The 22,039-nt window shown below is 61.1% G+C and carries 17 protein-coding genes, 1 tRNA gene and 3 pseudogenes; 8 read left to right on the top strand and 13 right to left on the bottom strand.

Translation table 11 applies throughout. From position 1 onward, the window contains the following. Positions 1 to 18 precede the first annotated feature (18 nt). Genes mksF through mksB form a run of 3 tightly spaced genes read right to left on the bottom strand, consistent with a single transcriptional unit; the run spans position 19 to position 4,827 of the window. The gene (mksF, locus tag FEE99_RS27680; RefSeq protein ID WP_041480021.1) at positions 19 to 2,859 is read right to left on the bottom strand and encodes an Mks condensin complex protein MksF; all 2,841 of its coding nucleotides are present in this window, start codon (positions 2,857 to 2,859) and stop codon (positions 19 to 21) included. After that, complete coding sequence (gene mksE, locus FEE99_RS27675) at positions 2,856 to 3,557, bottom strand: Mks condensin complex protein MksE (protein ID WP_016773189.1); 702 nt, start codon at positions 3,555 to 3,557, stop codon at positions 2,856 to 2,858. The genes mksF and mksE overlap by 4 nt, the downstream gene beginning before the upstream one ends. After that, the gene (gene mksB / locus FEE99_RS27670) at positions 3,547 to 4,827 is read right to left on the bottom strand and encodes an Mks condensin complex protein MksB (protein ID WP_160768349.1); all 1,281 of its coding nucleotides are present in this window, start codon (positions 4,825 to 4,827) and stop codon (positions 3,547 to 3,549) included. The genes mksE and mksB overlap by 11 nt, the downstream gene beginning before the upstream one ends. A 242-nt stretch (positions 4,828 to 5,069) precedes the next feature. Here mksB and FEE99_RS27665 point away from each other — a divergent pair, with 242 nt between their 5' ends. Together FEE99_RS27665 and rimI are read left to right on the top strand one after the other, a co-directional pair. Next, positions 5,070 to 5,816 carry a hypothetical protein gene (locus FEE99_RS27665; protein ID WP_041480020.1) on the top strand — a complete coding sequence of 249 codons (747 nt, stop codon included), beginning with the start codon at positions 5,070 to 5,072 and terminating at the stop codon, positions 5,814 to 5,816. Continuing rightward, positions 5,809 to 6,261: a ribosomal protein S18-alanine N-acetyltransferase gene (gene rimI, locus FEE99_RS27660; protein ID WP_041480019.1), complete on the top strand. Its 453-nt coding sequence runs from the start codon at positions 5,809 to 5,811 to the stop codon at positions 6,259 to 6,261. The genes FEE99_RS27665 and rimI overlap by 8 nt, the downstream gene beginning before the upstream one ends. Before the next feature lie 119 nt (positions 6,262 to 6,380). Here rimI and FEE99_RS27655 read toward each other — a convergent pair whose 3' ends face one another. Continuing rightward, positions 6,381 to 6,785, bottom strand: coding sequence for a hypothetical protein (locus FEE99_RS27655; protein WP_041480018.1), 405 nt, complete (start codon positions 6,783 to 6,785; stop codon positions 6,381 to 6,383). A 140-nt stretch (positions 6,786 to 6,925) separates the two neighbouring features. Between FEE99_RS27655 and can the strand changes: the two genes are divergently transcribed. Then, positions 6,926 to 7,570 carry a carbonate dehydratase gene (gene can, locus FEE99_RS27650; protein ID WP_039761245.1) on the top strand — a complete coding sequence of 215 codons (645 nt, stop codon included), beginning with the start codon at positions 6,926 to 6,928 and terminating at the stop codon, positions 7,568 to 7,570. 9 nt (positions 7,571 to 7,579) lie between these two features. Here the strand turns inward: can and FEE99_RS27645 are convergent, their stop codons facing one another. Then, positions 7,580 to 8,104 (bottom strand): lysine methyltransferase, encoded by a 525-nt coding sequence (locus FEE99_RS27645; protein WP_041480017.1) that lies wholly within the window; start codon positions 8,102 to 8,104, stop codon positions 7,580 to 7,582. A gap of 173 nt (positions 8,105 to 8,277) precedes the next feature. Next, complete coding sequence (locus tag FEE99_RS27640; RefSeq protein WP_041480016.1) at positions 8,278 to 9,450, bottom strand: hypothetical protein; 1,173 nt, start codon at positions 9,448 to 9,450, stop codon at positions 8,278 to 8,280. Between the two features lie 217 nt (positions 9,451 to 9,667). Here FEE99_RS27640 and FEE99_RS27635 point away from each other — a divergent pair, with 217 nt between their 5' ends. Continuing rightward, on the top strand, positions 9,668 to 9,958 hold the full coding sequence (locus FEE99_RS27635) for a nucleotidyltransferase family protein (RefSeq protein ID WP_042609686.1): 291 nt from the start codon (positions 9,668 to 9,670) through the stop codon (positions 9,956 to 9,958). A gap of 60 nt (positions 9,959 to 10,018) precedes the next feature. On the opposite strand, the gene FEE99_RS27630 is transcribed toward FEE99_RS27635, so the two are convergent. Further along, positions 10,019 to 11,437, bottom strand: coding sequence for a short-chain fatty acid transporter (locus FEE99_RS27630; RefSeq protein ID WP_016773194.1), 1,419 nt, complete (start codon positions 11,435 to 11,437; stop codon positions 10,019 to 10,021). Positions 11,438 to 11,779: 342 nt separating this feature from the next. Between FEE99_RS27630 and FEE99_RS27625 the strand changes: the two are divergent. From FEE99_RS27625 to FEE99_RS27610, 4 genes and pseudogenes are all read left to right on the top strand, one after another. Continuing rightward, positions 11,780 to 13,092: pseudogene (locus FEE99_RS27625) on the top strand (MFS transporter). Positions 13,093 to 13,206: 114 nt separating this feature from the next. After that, a pseudogene (locus FEE99_RS27620) lies at positions 13,207 to 13,935 on the top strand (PAS domain-containing protein); the annotation flags it as partial. Further along, positions 13,915 to 14,523: a methyl-accepting chemotaxis protein gene (locus FEE99_RS27615; protein ID WP_420480646.1), complete on the top strand. Its 609-nt coding sequence runs from the start codon at positions 13,915 to 13,917 to the stop codon at positions 14,521 to 14,523. The pseudogene FEE99_RS27620 and the gene FEE99_RS27615, both read left to right, overlap by 21 nt. A 216-nt stretch (positions 14,524 to 14,739) precedes the next feature. Beyond that, on the top strand, positions 14,740 to 15,339 hold the full coding sequence (locus FEE99_RS27610) for a flavin reductase family protein (protein WP_041480012.1): 600 nt from the start codon (positions 14,740 to 14,742) through the stop codon (positions 15,337 to 15,339). Positions 15,340 to 15,392: 53 nt separating this feature from the next. On the opposite strand, the pseudogene ggt reads toward FEE99_RS27610, so the two are convergent. From ggt to FEE99_RS27580, 6 genes and pseudogenes are all read right to left on the bottom strand, one after another. Further along, positions 15,393 to 17,224: pseudogene (ggt, locus tag FEE99_RS27605) on the bottom strand (gamma-glutamyltransferase). 204 nt (positions 17,225 to 17,428) lie between these two features. Beyond that, positions 17,429 to 17,677, bottom strand: coding sequence for a bacteriocin immunity protein (locus FEE99_RS27600; RefSeq protein ID WP_041480010.1), 249 nt, complete (start codon positions 17,675 to 17,677; stop codon positions 17,429 to 17,431). Positions 17,678 to 17,727: 50 nt separating this feature from the next. After that, positions 17,728 to 17,997 carry a bacteriocin immunity protein gene (locus FEE99_RS27595; protein WP_041480009.1) on the bottom strand — a complete coding sequence of 90 codons (270 nt, stop codon included), beginning with the start codon at positions 17,995 to 17,997 and terminating at the stop codon, positions 17,728 to 17,730. Between the two features lie 9 nt (positions 17,998 to 18,006). Then, a complete protein-coding gene (locus FEE99_RS27590; protein ID WP_081932599.1) occupies positions 18,007 to 19,254 on the bottom strand; it encodes an S-type pyocin domain-containing protein in 1,248 nt (415 codons plus the stop codon). 226 nt (positions 19,255 to 19,480) lie between these two features. After that, positions 19,481 to 19,557: transfer RNA gene (locus tag FEE99_RS27585), tRNA-Met, on the bottom strand. A gap of 115 nt (positions 19,558 to 19,672) precedes the next feature. Next, a complete protein-coding gene (locus FEE99_RS27580) occupies positions 19,673 to 21,730 on the bottom strand; it encodes a methyl-accepting chemotaxis protein (RefSeq protein WP_041480008.1) in 2,058 nt (685 codons plus the stop codon). Positions 21,731 to 22,039: the final 309 nt, after the last annotated feature.

The following is a 22,039-nucleotide window of genomic DNA, read 5'->3' as shown; positions in this document are numbered from 1 at the left end:
GCCTTCAGCTAAAGCCGATCAAACCGCATCCAGCTCCGGCTCATCCGCCTGCACATTCAGCGTGGCCTTGACCACATCATGGCGGCGGATGTACTTCCAGTCCGCTTCATCGATGTAGATCCCGGCCGGGCCGCTGCCGCCTTCCAGGTCGATTGCGACACTGGCGCAGACCTGCGGCTTCACACTTGCGAGAATCGGCACGAAGCCCAGTTGCAGACTGGTTTCCAGCAACGCCGCCTGGTTCTTCTCGTCGATGTCCGCCGCCTCGTCGAGGTAGTATGGCAGACGCACGCGGCCGGCCAGATCGCGATCCATCAAGTGCAGCAACAAGTACATGTTGGTCAGCGCCTTGATGGTCATGGTCGTACCGTTGGAGGCCGCGCCGTCGATGTCGGTGTGGATGACTGGTTGACCGTTGACCTTGGTGATCTCGAAAGCCAGTTCGAACAAGTCCTTGAGGCCGAGCTGGTTGTGGTTCGCTGCCACCAGCCGCGCCAGATATTCCTTGGCCTCTTCGTTCTTGTTGTCCTGCTCGGCGCTCTGGCTGAGATCGAACACCGACAGGGTTTCGCCTTCCTCATATTGCCCGGCGCTGTGGATGATCTGGTCGATGTGCTTGAGGGCTTCCTTGTTCGGCGCGAGGACGATGCGGAAGCTCTGCAGGTTGGAGACCTGCCGCTTGTTGATTTCGCGGTTGAACAGCGCCAGTTGATGCTCGAGGCTGTCGTAGTCGCTGCGGATGTTACGCAGGGTCCGTGCGATGTCGGTGACCGCCGCGCGCCGTGCTTTGCCGAGGGTCAGGGCTTCATCGGTGCGGTGCGCGTAAGCGTTGATCAGCAGCGACAGACGGCGTTCCATGTCGTCTTCGCTGTCGAACTTGGCCACACCTTTCAGACGCACCTGCGCGTACAGCGCTTCGATCTGGCCATCGGCACGCAGCAGGCCCTGCCAGCTGTCCTGATAGTCGTTGAGCAGCGGCAGCAGGTTGTCCATCGAATCATCGACCGGATCCATGAACGGCGTGCCGAACGGCAGATCCGCCGGCAGCAACTGACGACGACGCAGCGCATCGTCGAGCGTGCGTTGCTTGGCTTCCATGTCGGCGATCTGACGGCCGACCAGTTGCAGCTTGGCCGACAGTTGCTGGACGCGCTCGGTGAACGCATCGCTAGAGCGCTTGAGTTCGTCCTGCGCGGCTTCCATCTGCGCCAGTTGCTCTAGCTTGTCGCTTTCTTCGGCGCTCAGGGTCTGGGTGCGACGGAAATCTTCCAGCGCCTTCTGTGCGTCCAGCACCTGCTGGTACAGCGCTTCGGTCTGGGTCTTGCTCGCGGCGCGGTCGGCGGCCACGGCCTGCTGGGTTTTCAGTTGCTTGAGCTCTTTTTCCAGACGCTCTTTCTGATCGCGCAACGCGGCGCGGTCAGCCAGAGCCTGCAAAGCCGGCGGCTCGATGTGCGAGATGTCGATCGACAGGCCCGGCACTTCGAAGCGCTCGCCCTTGAAGCCATCAAGAATCAGCTCCACGGATTTGACCCACTCACCGTTCTCGTCGAGGGTGATGCCGTGTTCACCCAGCGGCAGGCTGAACAGCGCGCTGTTGAACAGGCGCATCAGGCGCTCGACGTCCTGTTGCGAGAACTCTTCGCGCAGGCGGGCGTAGCTGTTGTTGTCGGCGTGATCGAGTTGTTGCTTCACCGACTTCAGGCGTTTTTCCAGATCGCGCAGACGCTCTTCGAGATCTTCGGCGCTGAACTGACGCGACTGCGCCAAGGCACCGGCCAGTTCGTCGTGAGCGTCCTTGGCCGCGAGCAATTGTTGCTCGAGCACTTTGACGTCATCGACCAGGGCGAAGCGGTTCTTCAGCACCGACAACTCGCCGAGCCAGCGCTGAATACCGGAAATTTCCCGTTCCAGACGCATCAGTTCCTGAGTACCACCGCGTTGATCGTTCTGCAGGTCGTCCTGCTCGCGACGGTAGTGCTCGGCCTGGATGGTCAGCTCTTCCTTGCGCGCCGTGGCGTAGTCCGACCAGGTGCCGAGCAACGAGTCGAGCAGCGGCGACAGGCGATGCAGCTTGCCGCGCAGCACATCGCGCTGTTTCACGCCGTTGGCCAGCGCTTCGACCAATGGGCCGGCGGCGACCAGCGAGTTGTAGTCCTGCTCCATGCGCCGCACATCGCGGAAGGCTTCTTCGCAGGCAGCAATGTAGTCGACGCTGCCGGAACGCAAGCTGTGTTCGAAAGCATCGAGGAACAGTTGCTTGAGCTTGGCCGCGGTGATTTCGCGCATGTGCAGCAGGTTGATGAACAGCGCGCGGAAGGTCTTCAGGCTCTGCTCGCTGGTGGAGCGCAGCGGGATCAGGGTCAGGTCGAGCGGGATTGACGTGTGGCCGCCAACCAGCAAACGGCGCAGTTCATCCGGCTTGAGTTCGTAGGCTTTCAGGCCTTCTTTTTCGAGATTGCTGAACAGTTCTTTCTGGCGCAGGCAGGTGTCGTTTTTCTGGTAATGCGCCAGATCGAGCTTGCCGGCGTAGGCGAAGAACTGGTGCCCGAAACCGCCCCCCGGACCGCGACCGACCACGCCGATCACGTGGGGGCCGTGGGGCAGGTTGACTTCAACGAGGATGTAACTGGTGTCGGAGGCGAAGTAGAAGCGCCGCGATTGTTCGAGGCTGTACTTGCCGAAGCTCATGTCCGACATGCGCGCCAGAATCGGGAACTGCAACGCGTTGATCGACGCCGATTTACCGAGGTTGTTCGCGCCGTAAACCGACAACGGTTCTTCCAGCGGGAACAGACCGAGGCTGTAACCGGCGGTGTTCAAAAGGGCAAAGCGGCGGATGCCGTAGCGTTCCTGGCTCATGCATCGGACTCCTGTTCTTCGGCAATGGCGCGGGCCAGTGCGTCTTCTTCGCTTTCTTCTTCAAATTCGGAAAGATCGAGCGGATCGTCGGTTTCGAGGAATTTCGCTTCGGCTTCTTCGTCGATCAGCACCGGTGCCGGCAACGGCAATACGCTGTGCACGCTGGCTGCCAGGTCGCGGTCCTGCTGCACCGACAGGCACACGTCGAGGAAACGGTGCATCGGCGGCAGGAAGCGGTAGACACCGTTTTCTTCGCCGGCGAAACCGAGCTGAGTCATGCGGCGCATGATCTTTTCTTCGAGTTCTTCAACAGTCTGCACTTCGGCCTGGATGAACAGGTCGCGGTACTTGTCCAGCAGCGACGGCAACTCTTCGCGGCCGAGGCTGCCGCCGTCGAGCACGGCAATCGGGTCGCGGCCCTGATCGGCCAGGTGCTCGACGAGGATGAAGGTGAACAGCGCCAGACGCTGGGCGGTCTTGTTCACCGCTGCTGCGGCCATGTCCGGCACGAAATAGTAGAAGCCACGGGTGTCGCAGACCAGTTCAAAGCCCAGCGCCTTGAACAGCGTGCGGTACTGATCCTGGAAGTTTGACAGTTGTGCGTACAGCTCAGGATCACGGCGGCTGACGTGGTAACCCTTGAACAACTCGCGGAAGATCGGCGCCAGTTGCGACAGTTCGGAAAGATCAAGATGCATTTGGGATGCTCGCAGAATCCTCGGCGGCGGTATCGCTGGCCGAGAGCAGGGCGAAGGAGCGCAGGCTGACCTGGTGCTCGTGAGTGTGGTATTCGCGGCGTTCCAGACGCTCGCGCTTGAAGCGTTTTTCCCGCGACAGGCGCGAGAACCAGTAAAGCAATTCGTCGGTGGCGCCGTCCGGTTCCTGCTCCAGCAGCCAGGTCATCAGGTCCGGCATCGGCAGCGATTCTTCGCAACGATCGACCATCTCGCGCACGGTGCGCGGCGCTCGTGGCGCGTCGCCAGCCTTCTGGGTTTTGTGCGCCTTGGGGAAGCGCGCCGGTTTCGGCTCGAAACGCGCCAGCGCGTAGACGTAGGCTTCGACCTGACTGGCGCTGCCGAGGAAGGTGCTTTGCGGACGGGTGAACAGTGGCATCGCCGCTTGCGGCACGGCGTCGATGCCTTTGCGGCGAATTGCCGCCAGTGCCAGTGCGGCGCCGCGAGTGACGGCGTTGTGCCGACGCGCTTCTTCACGCAACGGCAGCAGCAATTCGCGGGCATGACGCAGGGTCAGTTGCGCGCTGGTCTGCATTTCGAGGATGCGCGCGTGGGTGCGCAGGAGCATGTCGTCATCGACCAGATGGCCGAGGCGCTGCTGTTCGCTGAGCATCTTCAGCAGCACGGTTTCGACCTTGCGCACGCCTTGTTCGAAGGCGCCATCGGCGTTGACCAGATCGATCATCGGCTCGACGTATTCGTCCCACGTCGCCAGGACCTCGGCGTAACGCTGACGCAGCGGAATCTGTCGGTCGCTGGTCTTCGCCCGTTCGGCCACGGCCACCAGGGCCTGTTCATCGTTGTCGAGTTTCTTCAGTACGTCGCGCACGCGCATGTCGAGCAAGCGCAGCTGGCGCGCCAGATCGTTGCCGTCACGGACGTCGAAAGCGTCCTGGATATAACCGGCCAGACGCTCGAGGTGACGCAGGTAGGCTTCGATTTCCAGGCACAGGCCGAGGCGGTGTTCGCGGCGCAGGTAGGCGAGGAAGTCGTGGATCTGCGCGTTGAGCTCGAAACGGTTCGGGCTTTTCGCCACCGGAACCAGAATATCGAGGCGAATCCACACGTCGAGCAGGCTGGTGATGTCCTGCGGCGTGCTGTCGAGTTGTTGGGCGGCCAGTTGCGTGCGCAGTTCGTTGAGGCTCAGGGTGCCTTGGTCGAAGTGCTCGCACAGTGGCTCCAGAAGTGCCCAGTGTTCAGCGAGGGCGCGCAAGACGCGCTTGGGTTCGATCATCGGAATGGCCGGCTGGTTGGCGATTAAAAGCGGCGATTGTACTGCATCACAGGCGCGGCGATTCACTCTCGGGACGGGCTGTCGCATTCTTTGCCCAAAGGGCAGCGGCGCAGCGCAGCGCGGGGTATCGATCAACAGCGAGCGATCTTGTGCGAAGGGCGGTAGAATCAGCGCACTTTCCGTTATCCACAAGTGGCCGACCTTTGCTTATCGAGTCCCGCCGCCGCGCCTATTTGAACGCCATGCAGGTGGTCAACTGGCTGCCGCGCACCGAACTGCCTTTCGCCGCACCGTCGCGGCCCGAGCTGCTGGAGATGCCCGAGCCTGAGCTTGAGGTACCGGTTGTTCCGGCGCCCCAGGCCGAAGCACCGGCGCAGCCTGCCGCGCGTCAGGCCGAACGACCGAAAATCGAAGTGCCGCGTCCGTCGCTGGCCAGTACCCGCAACGGCGCCAAACCGGTGGAGGAAGTCGACGACACGCCGGTGGTGGTCAAGCCTGCGCCAGTGCCGCCGCCGCGGTTCGCCCTGCAACTGCTGCGCGCCGGGCGTTGCCTGCTGCTGGTCGAGTTACCCACAGGCGAAGCGTTTCAAAGTCGCGATCCGGCCTACCTGCTGCTCAAGGATATGCTGCGCGCCGCCGGTTTGCCGGATGCGCCGCAGATCGTCGGCGAACCGGTGCGCTGGCCTTGGCTCAATCGCGGCACGCTGGATCAAGGCCCGGAAGCGGCGCGCGACTTCGTGCAAGGCTTCCTCTCGGTGCAAATGGAAGCGGCGCCCTGCGCCTGTCTGTGGCTGATCGGCCTGCCGGCGGTGAAATTTGCCGGGGAAGCGGACGCCGAAGCGTTCAATAGTGAATTGCAGATCGAAGGTCTGGGCCTGGCCTGGGCGATTCCCGGTCTGGAACTGTTAATGGAAGAGCCACAGCGCAAGGCCGCTGTGTGGCAAGCCATGCGTCGGCTGATGGCGCGCTGGAAACAATCCGATGAGTGAGGCTGTAACCTTTCGCCCGATGATCGAGGCGGACCTGGACGCTGTGTTGAAGATCGAATACGCCGCGTACAGCCATCCGTGGACCCGGGGGATTTTTCTCGATGGCCTGGGCAAATACCAGATCTGGCTGATGTTCGAAGGGCAGCAGCAGGTGGGCCACGGTGTGGTGCAGATCATTCTTGATGAGGCGCACCTGCTCAATATCACGGTCAAACCGGAAAATCAGGGGCGGGGGTTGGGCCTGACGTTGCTCGAGCATTTGATGTCGCGGGCGTATGCGGCTGAAGCGCGGGAGTGCTTTCTCGAAGTGCGCGACAGCAATACTGCTGCTTTCAAGTTGTATGAGCGGTATGGCTTCAACGAGATCGGCCGGCGTCGCGATTATTATCCGGCGGTGGGTGGGCGTGAGGATGCGGTGGTGATGGCCTGTACCTTGGTGGATTAGGCCTGTAGGAGCTGCCGAAGGCTGCGATCTTATGATCCTGTTTTTGTAAGATCCAAAGCAAAATCAAAAGATCGCAGCCTTCGGCAGCTCCTACAGGGGGCGAATTTCAAGTCAGCGGATCAGCGCTTGCCATCCAGCGGATCCAGATCCGCCAGTTCCGCTTCATCCAGCCCGTCACCGCCGCCGATGTCATTTTTATCGACCACGCTCAGATCCCAATCCGCCTGATTACCCTCGCCGAGTTCATCGGCATCGCGCGCACCATCCTCGCGAATCAGGGTTTCCGGGCTCAGGTCATCGTCAGTCGGCTGATGATCATCCACCGAAGCCCCGGTCATACCCGCCTCACGCACTCGCTCAGCCGGCATCAATTGTTCGCGTTCACGCTCGGGCAGTTCATCTCCGATTTTCGCGCTGGGCTCTTCGTCGTCGAAATCCAGCTCGTGCACCGAGCCCATGCGGTCTTCGTTATCGTCGATGGGTTCCGGTTGCACCGCATCATAAGGGCGTCGTGAATCAGTCATGGCAATTCCTCATACTGTGGGCCTTACTGAGTGGACTCACCGGGCGCGCGAGAATTCCAACGAAAACACTTTGCGCTGGTGGCGTGACTTCGACGGGTGGTCGTCTATCAAACCTGCGCATCTTTCTTGAGGCCTTATCCATGCACGATCTACAAGACCTGATTGATAACAACGAGCGTTGGGCTGACGCGATCACCAAGGAAGACCCGGACTTCTTCGCCAAACTGGCGCGCCAGCAGACCCCGGAATATCTATGGATCGGCTGCTCCGACGCGCGCGTACCGGCCAACGAAATCGTCGGCATGTTGCCGGGCGATCTGTTCGTACACCGCAACGTCGCCAACGTCGTGCTGCACACCGACCTCAACTGCCTCTCGGTGATCCAGTACGCGGTGGATGTGCTCAAGGTCAAACACATCCTCGTCACCGGCCACTACGGCTGCGGCGGCGTGCGCGCGTCGATGCAGGATCGCCAGTTCGGCCTGATCGACGGCTGGCTGCGGTCGATCCGCGACCTGTACTACGAGAAACGCGAAGAACTGGCCAAGCTGGCGACCGAAGAAGAGCAGGTCGATCGCATGTGCGAACTCAACGTGATCCAGCAAGTGGCCAACGTCGCGCACACCAGCATCATCCAGAACGCCTGGCATCGCGGGCAGCCGCTGTCGATCCACGGCTGCATCTACGGCATCAAGGATGGCCGCTGGAAAAGTCTCAATACCACCATCAGTGGTTTCGAACAGTTGCCGCCGCAATACCGTTTGCGTCCGGTCGGCGCGCCGTAGCCGCAGCTTTCAGCTTCGGCCTGGATGCCGCCAGCGCTGTAAAAAGCGCTGGCCTTCAGGCGTGGGTGGTTCGTCGTAACCGGTGATCCACCCACGGCAGCGCGACGAACCGCAATCGCAGGCGAACTGGCGTAGCAGTTTGTCTTCGGTCGATGCGTAATCGATGCTCAGATGTTCGCCGCTATGGATATCTTTCAAGGCCCACAGCCACAACTCGCTCATGTCGAGAAATACATTCGGATCGCAGGCGTGCTCGAGCACACCGCAAAAGCGCGGATCGTAAACGTGGATGCCGGTTTGCAACTGACGGGTCTGTCGACAGCGATAGGGCAGCAATTGCCCGGAAACCCGGCACATTCGGCTAATGCGCAGAAACTCGCGGCGCGCTACCACCGCCGTGGCCATACCACGTTCGTCGCGGATAATCTGAAAGTCCTGGCAGGATGGGAAGCCCAGCCGTACCGGAAGTCCGGCGAACGGATAGATGCCTTCTGTATCGCGCGGCAGGTGCCGGCCCATGGCTTGATTGTTCATAACGATCCTTGTTGGTGAGTATTGCCTCCGGGTTGTCCCCACGCCCGCCAGGCGAAGCATGATTGGATCCAAGCGTCGCGCAATTGAAGGTACCGGTCTACTGTCAAACCTGACAGGCGCGATCACCGTTATCCCGCGTCAGCATTGGCTGACACGGGGGACTTCAGCAGCGATTACAGAGTTGGTGCGGGCACGGCGGCCGCAGGCAGTGGCGCTTTCAGCTGTTGCAGCTGTGTTTTGATGCGTGGCGTGGCGCACTTGGCAGCCGCTTGTTCAGCGCTGAGGTTGCGGATCGAGGTATAGAACAACTCGCAGGTTTTGACCTTTTGCGTTACCTGCCATGTTTGTGTGCAACTGTTCAGCGTGGCCTGTGCATCGCTGCCCGGTTTGCTGCCCATCCCGGCCTGCCAGCAAGCCGCGCTCAAATCCTGGCCCATGACTTTCAGGCCCGCCGCGTCAGCCTTCGCCTGGGCATCGTCGCCGGTATAGCTTTTCGGATCGGCGGCGTACCAGATATAGCTCGGATGATTCGAGCCGAGCACCGGCACATTCACTCCTTCGGCCGGACTGATGCTCGCCAGCCCCAGCACCCCCACGGTCGGCCCGTATTGTTCCTTGATCCAGTTGCGCACCGGCGCCCCGAACGCAACCATCGGCAGCGTCGTGCCGCTGGCGGTCTGGCTGAACTGCTTGACCAGCGTGGTCTGGTAATCCTTGAAGTAGTCGTAGACGTCCTCCAGATCCCCGCCGGCATTGGACGGCGCGGCGATCGGCGCGATGTCGATGATGGTCTGGTAAGCCGGCGTCTGCCCGGCGGGGATGCCGTTATCGGTCAGCAACGTCGCCCAGCGATCGGTGGTGTTCGAGCGCAGATAGTCCTGCGCCTGGGTCAGCGAGTAGTCAGGCGGGAAGTGCAGCAACTCGACGCTCTTGCGATTTTCCAAGGCCATGCCCAACGGCAGGAACAGATACCAGCTGTAGGCCCATTTGCCATCGGCATTCAGCTTGCTGGCGCCGGCATAAGCCAGGTCGCCGGCGTCGAGCAACGCCGACAGCGGCTTGTCATAGCCGTCCGGCACTCCGGTGATCTCGGCGTAGAGCTGATCGTTGTCGGTTTTCACCAGCACCTTGGCATCGGCGTAACCGTCGCGCTGGACGCTCTGGCTCAGGTAGTGAGCAACGGTCTGCTCCAGCGTCCAGTTGCGAAAGCAGATCACGCTGCAATTATTGGGGTAGGCGAAGAGGCGGGTGACGCGCTCGGTGCTGCCCAGTTTCACGTCGACATCGGCGTGGACGGCGGCGCTTAGCGTCAGTGCAACGAGGGTAAGTCCTGCGAGTTTGAACATGCTCAGATCCTTTTCAGCGTGGGTTCCCCTCGATTTGGGGGCGCTTCATAGTGGATCAGTGGTGTTTGACAGAAAAGCGGTTGAGTGTGGATTCTTGCCTGAATGCGGTATTACCCAAGCAGCGCACATATTGTTACGGCTGTGCCAACAAGCACGCTGCCTGGTGCGCGTCCGCACTGCTAGACTGCAGCGACATCGAATTTTCCAAGGGTGAGTCATGAAGCCTTCTACTGCTCTCGACATGCAAAGGTCCGCCGTCCGCGAAGTGATCGGGCGCTTTCGCGTGGCCAACCCGCGTGTATTTGGTTCAGCATTGCTGGGGACGGATCTGGACGGTAGCGATCTCGATCTGCTGGTTGACCCACTGCCCGGCACGACGCTTTTTGATCTGGGCGGACTTCAGGTTGAGCTTGAAGACCTGCTGGGTGTTGCGGTCGAGGTGCTGACCCCCGGCGACCTGCCAGTGAAATTTCGTCAGCAGGTGCTTGATCAGGCGCGACCCGTCTAAAGCAGCGATCAAACCAAGTTTTGAGAGCACCTGCCCTTGAGCAGGTGCGTTTTTATCGACTTACGGCATCACCGGCGGCGTATACGCCAATGTCGTCCCCAGCGCCCACAACAACAGCAGCACCAGCGGCGTGTGCACCAGCAGTTGCACGAACGAGAAGCCTATCAAGTCCCGCGCCTTCAACCCGAGCACGCCCAGCAGCGGCAGCATATAGAACGGATTGATCAGGTTCGGCAGTGCTTCGGCGGCGTTGTAGATCTGCACTGCCCAGCCGAGGTGGTATTGCAGGTCATTGGCGACTTGCATCACGTAGGGCGCTTCGATGATCCATTTACCGCCGCCGGACGGGATGAAGAAACCGAGAATCGCCGAATACACGCCCATCAGCAGCGCATAGGTGTCGTGGGAGGCGATGCTGACAAAGAAAGTCGAGATGTGATGCGCGAGGGTTTGCGCGTCGGCGCCTTTGACCGTGGTCATCAGCGCGGCGATCGAGCCGTACAGCGGAAACTGGATCAACACGCCAGTGGTGGTCGGCACCGCACGGGCCACGGCATCGAGGAAGCTGCGCGGGCGCCAGTGCAGCAGCGCGCCGAGCATGATGAACAGGAAGTTATAGGTGTTCAGGCCGGAAATCGCGGTAATCGCCGGCTTGGTCGAAAACTCATGGAATAGCCATCCCGCCGCCAGAAGCACCAGCACAATGATCAGCAACGGGCTGTGTTCCAGCCATTCACCGGGGCGAGTGCGCGGTTGCAGCGGCGGCAGGTTGAACGCCGGGTCGATGCCGCAGGCCTTGGCGTCGCGTGCCGAGTTCGGCCCGGGCGCGGTGGCGTAGGCGATGATGATCGAGATCACGATCAGCGCCAGCAGCATGACCCCGGATTGCCAGAGAAAAATGGTTTCGGTGAACGGGATTACGCCAGTGATCGACAGGATCGACGGCGGCAAGCTGCCCGGGTTGGCCTGCAACTGTGCGGCTGACGATGACAAGCCCAGCGCCCACACCGCGCCGAGGCCCAGGTAAGCAGCGGCACCGGCGGCGCGGTAATCCATCTTCAGATCGGTGCGGCGGGCGAGGGCGCGTACCAGCAGCCCGCCAAATACCAGCGACAGACCCCAGTTGAGCAAAGATGCGACCATCGAAATCAATGCCACCCAGGCCACGGCGGAGCGGCCGTTTTTCGGGATGCGTGCCAGTTTGTCGATCAGTTTGACTGCGGGCGGAGAGCTGGCGACGACGTAGCCGCCGATCACCACGAAGGCCATCTGCATGGTGAACGGGATCAGGCTCCAGAAGCCGTCGCCGAAGGCCATCGCTGCAGCGGTGGGTTTGGCGCCCATGGCCAGAGTGGCCAGCGCAACGATGATCACGGCCAACGCGGCGAATACCCAGGAATCGGGAAACCAGCGTTCGGCAAAACTGGAACAGCGCAGGGCAAAGCGCGCGGATCGGCTATCTTCGATATCAACGGCCACAGGAAGTACCTCGGATTTTTTATGGTTATTTTGATCCGTGGGAGCAGTCGCCCGGCTCGACAGCCACAGAGAACCCTGTGGGAGCGAGCCTGCTCGCGAAGACGTCGGCACATTCAGCATCAGGTTGTCTGAACTGACGCTTTCGCGAGCAGGCTCGCTCCCACATGGGCGGCTGGTCGTTGTTGGCGTGGTCCCTTGGACAGGCGCTAACAGTAAATCAAGCGCCGCCCTTTTGTTGAGCAGGTTTTCGCAAACCGAGACTATGGTCTGACGGGTTGTCGATCCGTGCTTTTGCGTAGACCATGGGCGCCTTGGTTTTTGCCGATGCCTGAGTTCTTTGTCATGACTGCCAATTCTCCAGCCCGACCGGCGCCGTTCAGCCGTGCCGACTACAAGACCCTCGGCCTTGCGGCGCTTGGCGGGGCGCTGGAAATCTACGATTTCATCATCTTCGTATTCTTCGCGCTGACCCTGAGTCAGCTGTTCTTCCCGCCGGAAATGCCGGAGTGGCTGCGTCTGCTGCAAAGCTTCGGCATCTTCGTCACCGGTTATCTGGCGCGGCCGTTGGGCGGGATTCTGATGGCGCATTTCGCCGACCGTCTGGGCCGCAAAAAGGTCTTCAGCCTGAGCATCCTGATGATGGCGCTGCCGTGCCTGCTGATCGGGATCATGCCGACCTACGCACAGATCGGCTATTTCGCGCCCTTGCTGTTGCTGGCGCTGCGCATCCTGCAAGGCGCAGCGGTGGGGGGGAGGTGCCGAGTGCCTGGGTGTTCGTCGCCGAGCATGCGCCTGTCGGGCATCGCGGCTACGCCTTGGGATTTCTGCAGGCCGGCCTGACCTTCGGTTACTTGATCGGCGCACTCACGGCGACCTTCCTGGCGCAGGTTTTCACGCCTGCCGAAATTCTCGATTACGCCTGGCGCTATCCGTTTCTGCTCGGCGGCGTGTTCGGCGTGGTGGGCGTTTACCTGCGCCGCTGGCTCAGCGAAACCCCGGTGTTCATGGCCATGGAAGCGCAACGCGAGGCGCGGGTCGAGCTGCCGCTGCGCACGGTGCTGCGTGAACATCGTCTGGCCATGCTGCCGGCCATGTTGCTCACCTGCGTACTGACTTCGGCGGTGGTGGTGTTCGTCGTCATCACCCCGACGATGATGCAGAAAACCTTCGGCATGACCGCCAGCCACACCTTCGGCCTCAGTGCCTTGGGCATCGTTTTTCTGAATATCGGCTGCGTGATCGCCGGACTGCTGGTCGACCGCATCGGCGCCTGGCGCACGGTCATGCTGTACAGCCTGTTGCTGCCGCTGGGCATTGGCGTGTTGTATGGCTGCCTGATCATGGGCGGGCATTGGATCGGCATGGCCTATGCGGTCGCCGGCCTGGCTTGTGGGGTAGTGGGTGCGGTGCCTTCGGTGATGGTCGGGTTGTTCCCGGCGCGGATTCGCGTGTCGGGCATTTCCTTCACCTACAACATTGCCTACGCCGCCTGGGCAAGTATCACACCGCTGTTGCTGATTGGTCTGATGCCGTGGAGTCCATGGATCTGCGTGATCTTCTGTGCAGTGATGGGCGCTGTGGGGATTGTGACGGCGGCGTATTTCGGTGCGCGCATGCCACGTACCGGACCGTGTCAGGCTGCCGGCGCTGCCTGAACCGCAAGCGCCGGATTATTTTCGACTGACGGGTCTGGCGCTGGCTTCAGAAAAGCTGCGCAAGGCCGATGGCAAGGTTGTATCCGCTAACTACCCTGCCATCGGTGCTTTCCCATGTTCAATAAACGCTTGAAACAAGAGCTGGCTGCTCTGCGCGAAGAACTCTCCAGCCTTGTACAAGTGAAGGAAAGCCTGGAAAGCGAAATGCTCGCGCTGACCCTTGAGCCCGATGGGCGGATTCGTTCGGTCAACCAGAATTTTCTCGATGAAATGTTCTACAAGAGCCAGGACCTGATCGGCCGGGCAATCGAAGACATCGTCCCGGCCCACGTCAAAACCGACGAATTCCATCAGCGCTTCAAAAACTCGATGAGCCGTGGCGAGCACTTCGCCGGCGCCGTGCGCCTGTTGCGCGGCAATGGCGACGAGGCGTGGCTGCGTTCCATCGTGCAACCGGTGCGCTCGTCCGATGGCCGGATCAGACACATCTCCTTCTACGCCAGCGACCTGACCCGCACCATCGAAGCCTCCCGCGAGCATGAGAACCTGATCGGTGCGCTGGTGCGTTCCACCGCCGTGATTGAATTCGACCTCAACGGCAATGTGCTCAGCGCCAATGATCGCTTCCTCAACGGCATGGGTTACAGCCTGGCGCAGATCAAGGGTAAACATCACCGCACGTTTTGCGCCCCGGAAGAGTACAACAGCGCCGAGTACCAGAACTTCTGGCGGCGCTTGAACAGTGGTGAATTCGTCGCAGGCCGCTTCAAGCGTATCGACAGCCATGGTCGTACGGTGTGGCTGGAAGCGTCCTACAACCCGGTGGTCGATGCCAACGACAAACTGTACAAAGTGGTGAAATTCGCCACGGTGATCACCGATCAGGTCAACCGCGAGCAGGCGGTTGCCGACGCAGCGAGCATCGCTTACAGCACCTCGCAACAAACCGACAGCACCGCGCAACGGGGCACTACGGTCGTCACCGAAGCGGTGAACGTGATGCGTGATTTGTCGCGGCACATGCAAGCCGCTGGCGAAGGTATCGAGGCGCTCAACGAGCAGTCGCTGGTGATCGGCACCATCGTCAAAACCATCAGCGGCATTGCCGAACAGACCAACCTGCTGGCGCTCAACGCCGCGATCGAAGCCGCCCGGGCCGGCGAGCAGGGCCGTGGTTTTGCCGTGGTCGCGGACGAGGTCCGGCAACTGGCCTCGCGCACCAGCCAGGCGACGGACGAAATCGTCGGCGTGGTACGGCAGAACCAGGAAATGGCCCGCAATGCCGTGGCTCTGATGACCGACGGCAAGCTTCAGGCCGAACAGGGCCTGGCGCTGGCGGCGGAGGCGGGCACGGTGATCGTCGAGATTCAGGACGGTGCGCAGAAAGTGGTGGATGCGGTGGGGCAGTTTGCCAATCAGCTCTCTCACTGACACCGCACTGATCCCTCCCACGCTCTGCGTGGGAATGCCGCCCGGGAAGCTCCGCGTTCCTTCGCTGGCGTGACGCAGAGCGTCACAGGATGCATTCCCGCGCAGAGCGTGGGAACGATCACCGAGGGGCAGCGCCGCATCTGCTCGCTCCCACAGGTTCTGTGTTTCGCCAGTGACAGCGCTACAATCGGCTCCTTTTCCTCCGGAGCAGATCCCATGAGCGTTTCCCACCGCCGTCCGGTGCCTCTGAACAAAGCCTACCGCCTGCTCAACCACGGGCCGACCGTGCTGGTCAGCGCCGCTCACGACGGCCAGCGCAACATCATGGCCGCCGCCTGGGCCATGCCGCTGGATTTCGAACCGCCGAAAGTCGCCGTCGTCCTCGACAAATCCACCTGGACCCGCCAGTTGCTCGAAGCCTCCGGCACCTTTGTGCTGAACGTGCCTTGCGTCAATCAGGCCGATATCGTGCAAACCGTCGGCAATACGTCCGGCCTGGAAATCACCCGCAACCAGGGGCACGACAAATTTCAGGCGTACGGCCTGCACACCTTTGCCGGCGAACAGGTTGAAGCGCCGCTGCTCGAGGGTTGTGTTGCCTGGCTCGAATGCCGCCTGCTGCCGGAGCCGCGTAATCACGAGCAATACGACCTGTTCCTTGCCGAAGTCATCGCCGCCCAAGCCGACGAGCGTGTGTTCAGCGATGGGCGCTGGCATTTCGAAGGGCAGGATGGATTGCGCACGCTGCATCACGTTGCGGGCGGGCATTTCCTGAAGATTGGGGATGGGGTGGATGGCAAGACGTTGGCGGTCTGATTTATTCCTGGGAGAAGGCCTGCTGCTCGACAGGCCTTTTTCAATGCAGTGTTTCAGTCCCCCAACGCTTCTCCCTCACGCCGAGGATCGGCACCCCCGTCAAGGTCGCTTTGCCCTGCGCATCCTTCACCCGCACGATCGCTTGGGTGCCGCTGGTCATGTCGATTTCGCTGAGCGTGTGGCCCTTGTCCTTGAGTGCCTGGATCAGCGCCGGGCTGAATTGTCCCTGTTCCAGTTCGGTGGGGCCATTGCGGCTGCCGAAGTTGGGCAGGTTGATCGCATTTTGTGCATCGAGGTTCCAGTCGAGCAGGCCGATGGTGGTTTTCGCCACGTATTCGATGATTTGCGAGCCGCCGGGCGAGCCGACCGTGGCGACGAATTCACCAGTATTGCGATCAAAGATCAGCGTCGGCGCCATCGACGAGCGTGGGCGTTTGCCCGGTTCGACGCGGTTCGCGACTTTCTGCCCGTTCTCTTCGGGGATGAACGAGAAGTCGGTCATCTGGTTGTTCAGCAGAAAACCCTGAACCATCAGGTGCGAGCCGAACGCGGCTTCGATGGTGGTGGTCATCGACACGGCGCCACCAAGGTCATCCACCGCCACCACTTGCGAGGTCGAGATACGCAACGGCGAGCGGTCCGGTGCGTAGGCAACCTGCACGCCCGGCGGTGTGCCCGGTTTGGCGCTGCCCATGCTGCGCTCGCCGATCAGGATGGCGCGGCTGGCCAGGTAGGCCGGATCGAGCAGACCTTTGACCGGCACCGGGACGAAGTCGGTGTCGGCCACGTATTGCGCACGGTCGGCATAGGCCAGACGTTCAGCCTCGGCGATCAGATGCACCGCTTGCGGCGCCGGTTCAATGCCGGCCGGCCTGCTGCTGTTCACTGGTTTGAGCGGGGTCAGCGACAGGCGTGGATCGCGAGTCTCCAGCGCCTGCAACGTGCCGAGAATTTGCGCCACGGCGATCCCGCCCGACGACGGTGGCGGCATGCCGCAGACCTGCCAACGCTTGTAGTCGGTACACAGCGGCGCGCGTTCCTTGGCCTGATAGCGCTGCAAATCGTTCAGCGACAGGCTGCCGGGGTTGGCGTGCTGTTGAACCTTGGCGACGATCTCTTCGGCGATCGGACCTTTGTACAGCGCATCGGCACCTTCGCTGGCGATGCGTTTGAACACGGCGGCCAACTTCGGGTTTTGCAGGCGTGTGCCGACAGCTTTGACGCTGCCATCGTCATTCAGGAAGTACGCGGCCATGTCTGGCGACTGGCGTATCAGTGGATCGGCAGTCAGCAGCGAATGCAGACGCGGGGAAATTGCAAAGCCTTGCTCGGCCAGTTTGATCGCTGGCTCAAACAGCTTCGCCCATGGCAAGCGACCGTGTTGTCGATGCGCCAGCTCCAGCGCCCGCAATACCCCGGGCGTACCGACCGAGCGCCCGCCGATCTGCGCTTGCGTAAAGGCCATCGGTTTACCGTCAGCCTTCAGGAACAGCTTCTCGGTGGCCCCGGCCGGCGCCGTTTCGCGGCCGTCATAGGTGCGCACCTGCTTGCCATCCCACAACACAATCATCGCCCCGCCACCGATCCCGGAAGACTGCGACTCAACCAGCGTCAACACCGCCTGCATCGCAATCGCCGCATCAATCGCCGAACCACCCTGACGCAACATCTCCCGCCCGGCTTCGGCCGCGAGTGGATTGGCAGCAGCGGCCATGTGTTTATTGGCATGACGGGTTTGCAGATCAGTGCGGTAACCGGAAGCGGCTTCCGGTGCCAGCGGCAAGGAAGAAGAGGGCGGGGCGTTGCATGCGGTGAGGGTCAGAGCGCTGACAAGCAGTGTCAGGGCTGGCAGGCGAAAGCGCTTCAAGGGCTGGGCTGGAAACACGCGGGCTCTCCGTCCGTGGGGTAAAAGTCTTGAAGGACTTTATCGAGCGGGCCGGCGGGGTGCAAACCGCGTGGGGATTACAGCCCTTCCGATCAGCGGCCGCGCCAATCGATTGGCCGAAAACGATGCCCTTGTGGGAGCGAGCCTGCTCGCGAAAGCGGCAGCTCAGGCGGTGCGATCTTCTTGAGAGTATTGCAGGGTAATTTATTGCTTGAAGCCCGGCAGACCACGGGTAGAGCGCCAGTGTTTCACAATTTTGGTAATGCCCTCGGCTGTTTGTTGTTTCATATCCTCGGGCCAATAGATAAGGTCAGTGCCCGCTGGGTGCTCACACAGACGTACAAATTCAAACAACAGCGGATCGAGAATCTCGTCTGGGCTTGTGTTGGCTGCAAGAACAGATTGCACAAATTTCAAGAATTCTGCTTCGGTGTAGTCGGATATGTTAGTCATAACGTTCTCAAGTTGAAGTTCCACAGTTCAAATGAAACGGGCGGCAGGGTTCATGTCTTGAACCCGGGTAGTTTATTCGCTTCGCGCCATGCCATGACTGTACGAGCTATTCCGGCAGATGTTGTATCTGCTCCGGGCTCGGGGTAGTAGATCAGATCCATCCCGCTCGGATGTCCTACTATCTTGTTGAAGTGCATAATCAATGCATCTGCACGGAGATCTGTCGGCGCTATATCCTCCTTTCTTATTTCATCTATGAGATCAATGAAATCCTGCTCGGTATAGTCGGAAAAGCTGCTTTTGATGAATGGGTCGCTCATGCTATGCCCTTATTTACGGTGTACGTCGACATGGTTTTTGGGTGTGTAGACCCTTAGGTTATCTACGTTGTAGATATCACCACCTTCGGATATCGGTTCCACATGATGAATCTCATGAGAGATCCTTTTCCCTGCTGCATCACCTAAGCGGGCGCGGGGCGCATTTCCGTTGCGCATACGTCGTAGATTATCTTCGCTGACCTGTTGTGCCACTGCGCTGTCTTTTGAGGCAACGGCCCAAAAAGCCCGCCTAAACGAATCAAAACTAGAATATTCGCTCCCTCTGAGTTTATCCGCGATGCTGGTCGGAATAGGGGCGCCACCCTGAGCTTGAGCATGGTCAAGCCAAATACCGCCCACATCCTCACCCACCCCCGTAACGATCCCAGGCGTCTGCCTCGCCGGCCTTGAATAAACCACATACAACGACTTCAGCCCGGTGTCCGCCGGGAACACCAGAATACAATCCTCGGCTGTTACATCCTCGCCCGGCAGACCCTCAATCTGGCTATCGGTGTTGTCTGGGATCGGGTGGACGAGGATCGGGCCGAGTGCCTCACCGTGGTCGGGATAAACCAGCGGAGGCATCGACCCCAACGGCCCGCGCTGCGGCGTCCAGAGAATGGTGATGCCGTTGAGCTTGGCCTCCATGGCGGTCTTGTCGGCGTTCCACTTGACGTTCACCGTGCGTACGGCGTCGTCGCCAGAGGCGCCGGAGTGGATGCCGTAGACCCGCAGAACACCTTCGGCATCACGACGAAACTGGAAACGCACGCGCGTGGTGGCGCGGCTCATGCGGCGTAGTTCTTCGTCGGTGTGAAGCGTGCCGTCGGCCATTTTGCTCGGCAGCATTCCCAGCACAAAGACGCTGGCCGGCCCGCCGGCGCCACGGATGGCCCAGTTCAGGCGCTGTTGCAAAATCCCGCCGCCGGCCAGACGCCCCAAAGCCAGGTCAGCACCTATCGCCGTCGCGACCGCGGTACTGGCGGAGGGCATGAGCATGGCGCCGGCGACCATGATCTTGCCGAAGTTGCTGGCTGGCTCCTCGGCAGTGCCAGCGTCCGTGCGACACCAGTTGTCCGGCGTGCAGGACTTGGCAAAGACCCTGTCTTCGCGTGGCTTGGGCGCAGGCCACTCATCCTTCTCGATGTACACCGGCTCCGGCGCTTTCGGTGGAAGCAAAGTAAACCAGGCCCTGCCACCGCTATACGGATTTAATAACCAGTCATCGTCGAGAAGGTATTTGTATTGAGGCATGCCAACTCCCTGTATGGCGCTGAATCGAGCCAGGGGAGCTTGTCGGTATAGGAGCGATTCGGGGAGAGAGCGACAGGTGGCTGATGCTACGAAAGATCCGTTTCGTACCAGAGATCTACTTTTTTCTTACGGAGGCATCTGAATTGCATGCAGGGAGCGGGAGGAAAAGGACTTTTCTCGAGGCATAAAAAAACGGCCTACCTTTCGGTAAGCCGTTTTTAGTACTTGGTGGCTACACAGGGACTTGAACCCCGGACCCCAGCATTATGAATGCTATGCTCTAACCAACTGAGCTATGTAGCCAAGTGGCGCGCATTATTCCCCTGAAATGGCAAAGCGTCAAGCGTAAATCGAAAATATTTCTTCCTGTTTTCAACTGCTTATCCTCCAGCCCCGAAAATCGGGGCCGGGGAGGGCGTCAGCGCAGTTGGAATCTGGCGGTATTGGCGCTCAGGGCCTCGCTACCCTGGCTCAAGGTGTCCGCCGCGAGGTTTACGGCGCGTGCACCTTCAAGCAAACGCACCGCCGCTTGATCGACCTGCTGGATATTGCCGCTGACTTCGTCGGCAGTGCTGGCCTGTTCTTCAACCGCTGTGGCGATTTGCGCCAGGGTGTCGGTGACACTCTGTACGGCGCTGGCGATTTCTCCCAGGCGTTCGCCGAGTCCGGTGACGGCTTCGGCATCCGATTGCGCCTGACCACAGGCGGCTTCCATCAGGCTTACCGCTTCGTTGACCGTGGCGCGCAGGCTGTCGACGGTGCCGGCGATCTGCGCGGTGGACGATTGCGTGCGTTGCGAGAGGCTGCGCACCTCGTCGGCGACCACGGCAAAGCCGCGACCCTGTTCGCCGGCGCGGGCGGCCTCGATGGCGGCGTTGAGCGCGAGCAGGTTGGTCTGCTCGGCGACGCCGCGAATGGTATCCACGACCAGTTGAATCTGCTGGCCTTGCTCGCTGACCCGGCCAAGCGCGGCGGCGGTATCGTTAAGGCGCTGATTGAGCTGCTGAATGCTCGCCGTGGTGCGCTGGCTGTCGCGGCTGCTGTCGGCGGCGATGCGCCGGGTTTGCTGGGCGCTGCCGGAGGCCTGTTCGCAACTCTGCGCGACGCCTTGCGAGGTGGCGGCCAATTGCGTGGCAGCAGCGGCGATCTGGCTGATCTGCAATTGCTGCGCTTCGACTTCGCTCAGGGCGCCGCTGGAGTGTTGGTTGAGGCTGCGTACCGCGTTGCTCAACTGCGAGGTCTCGTGGTCGACGCCGAGCATGCTGCTGCGCAGTTGCACCACAGCGACGTTGAGCGCGGTGCTGATCGCCGCCAGCTCATCGCGCCCCACCACCGGCACTTGCAGGCTCAGATTGCCGTCGCGCAAGGCTTCAGCGAGCAAGGTGATGCCGCTGGCACTACGACGGATCGAGGCTTGCAGGCAGACGAACAGGTACAGCGCGGCCAACAGCAGGCAACCGAAGATTGCGGCGACAACAATGAACTGGCGGATCGCCGAGCTGTAATACGCATCGAGCCGCTGATCCAGCGCGACCAGGGATTGCTGGCGCAGGGAAGCGAGGTCGGAGAGCAGCGCGTCGAGGCTGCGTTCGAAGTCCTCTGGCTTGAGGTTGATGCTGCCGCCAAACACACCGTCGTCAAGGACTTTCAGGCCGCTGTCGAGGTGTTTCAGGCTGTCGTGATACTGGCCGGCCCAGGCTTGCAGCTCGACTGGCAGACGCGCCTCCAGCAGGCCGGCGGTTTTCACCAGTTGCTCGCGGGCGTCACCAATGCGACTGCGCAGGTCGCGCAACTGCAGGCGGCTCTGCAGGGTGAACTGCCCGGAGACCACCGAGGCTTGGCCGACCGCGGCGAGACGGCCGACCCGCTCGATCAGGTCCGGCGCGTGCTGCGTGGAAATCTGCGTCAGCAGGTAGGTTTCCAGCCACGGTGCGAGGGTCAGGCGATTGTCCATGACGATCTGCTCGCGCAAGGCTTGCAGCGCGGCCAAGGCATTGGTGAAGCGGTCATAACCGTCCGGCCACCAGCCGACACTGCTCAGGCTTTTCGAATCAAGGCCATTGAGCGCGGTTTGCAGCGCCTGAAAGCGTTCGAGGATTGCGCCGTCGGCGCCTTGCTGGTTCAGGGCATTGCCCAGCTCCGTGGTGGCTTGCAGCACCGCCGGTTGCACGCCGTCGAAGGCGGCCATGGCGGCGAGAGTGGCCGGTGTCGGCTGACGATTGGTCTCGGTGGCGCGCCAGCGGGCGGCGCGGTCGCGTTGAGCGGCGAGCAGGTTGTCCAGCGCATCCAGCGCGAGCAGCTGACGCACGCCGGCACGTTCGCCCGAGATCAGATTGAGCTTCTCGCGATAGTCATGGCCGATCATCAACAGGCTGCCGGCCAGCGGCAGAATGAACAGCAGAAACAACAATTGGAATTTACCTGCGAAGCCAAACCGCCCCAGCAATTTGATCCCCGGTGAAAGGAAAGCCTGCATGCCTCATGACTCCTCTGGACACCACGCACCATTGGCGTGCATCGCGAGCTGTTGGCTCACGACTCGTGCCCTCTAAAAGGCCTCGAAAGTTCACCCTCGCCCGCTCTGTAGGCCGGCTCTGTAGCGAAACTTCCCATTGTCGAGCGCCTTTGTAAGGCGATCGTGTTCAAGGGCAGAAGCAAGGCAAGATTCAGACCATGGCGTTGAGCTATCACCTTCGCCACCAGCGATCCCCTGTAGGAGCTGCCGAAGGCTGCGATCTTTTGACTTTGATGCTTAGAAGCAAGATCAAAAGATCGCAGCCTTCGG

This window comes from Pseudomonas sp. ef1, assembly GCF_007293365.2.
Classification (GTDB): domain Bacteria; phylum Pseudomonadota; class Gammaproteobacteria; order Pseudomonadales; family Pseudomonadaceae; genus Aquipseudomonas; species Aquipseudomonas siliginis.
This window is presented reverse-complemented; position numbering and strand designations above follow the sequence as displayed.

What these genes read in the sequence shown, in the direction of transcription:
- mksF (WP_041480021.1), bottom strand. Translation starts at nt 2,859, where the DNA reads ATGAGCCAGGAACGCTACGGCATCCGCCGCTTTGCCCTTTTGAACACC.
- mksE (WP_016773189.1), bottom strand. Translation starts at nt 3,557, where the DNA reads ATGCATCTTGATCTTTCCGAACTGTCGCAACTGGCGCCGATCTTCCGC.
- mksB (WP_160768349.1), bottom strand. Translation starts at nt 4,827, where the DNA reads ATGATCGAACCCAAGCGCGTCTTGCGCGCCCTCGCTGAACACTGGGCA.
- FEE99_RS27665 (WP_041480020.1), top strand. Translation starts at nt 5,070, where the DNA reads ATGCAGGTGGTCAACTGGCTGCCGCGCACCGAACTGCCTTTCGCCGCA.
- rimI (WP_041480019.1), top strand. Translation starts at nt 5,809, where the DNA reads ATGAGTGAGGCTGTAACCTTTCGCCCGATGATCGAGGCGGACCTGGAC.
- FEE99_RS27655 (WP_041480018.1), bottom strand. Translation starts at nt 6,785, where the DNA reads ATGACTGATTCACGACGCCCTTATGATGCGGTGCAACCGGAACCCATC.
- can (WP_039761245.1), top strand. Translation starts at nt 6,926, where the DNA reads ATGCACGATCTACAAGACCTGATTGATAACAACGAGCGTTGGGCTGAC.
- FEE99_RS27645 (WP_041480017.1), bottom strand. Translation starts at nt 8,104, where the DNA reads ATGAACAATCAAGCCATGGGCCGGCACCTGCCGCGCGATACAGAAGGC.
- FEE99_RS27640 (WP_041480016.1), bottom strand. Translation starts at nt 9,450, where the DNA reads ATGTTCAAACTCGCAGGACTTACCCTCGTTGCACTGACGCTAAGCGCC.
- FEE99_RS27635 (WP_042609686.1), top strand. Translation starts at nt 9,668, where the DNA reads ATGAAGCCTTCTACTGCTCTCGACATGCAAAGGTCCGCCGTCCGCGAA.
- FEE99_RS27610 (WP_041480012.1), top strand. Translation starts at nt 14,740, where the DNA reads ATGAGCGTTTCCCACCGCCGTCCGGTGCCTCTGAACAAAGCCTACCGC.
- FEE99_RS27600 (WP_041480010.1), bottom strand. Translation starts at nt 17,677, where the DNA reads ATGACTAACATATCCGACTACACCGAAGCAGAATTCTTGAAATTTGTG.
- FEE99_RS27595 (WP_041480009.1), bottom strand. Translation starts at nt 17,997, where the DNA reads ATGAGCGACCCATTCATCAAAAGCAGCTTTTCCGACTATACCGAGCAG.
- FEE99_RS27590 (WP_081932599.1), bottom strand. Translation starts at nt 19,254, where the DNA reads ATGCCTCAATACAAATACCTTCTCGACGATGACTGGTTATTAAATCCG.
- FEE99_RS27580 (WP_041480008.1), bottom strand. Translation starts at nt 21,730, where the DNA reads ATGCAGGCTTTCCTTTCACCGGGGATCAAATTGCTGGGGCGGTTTGGC.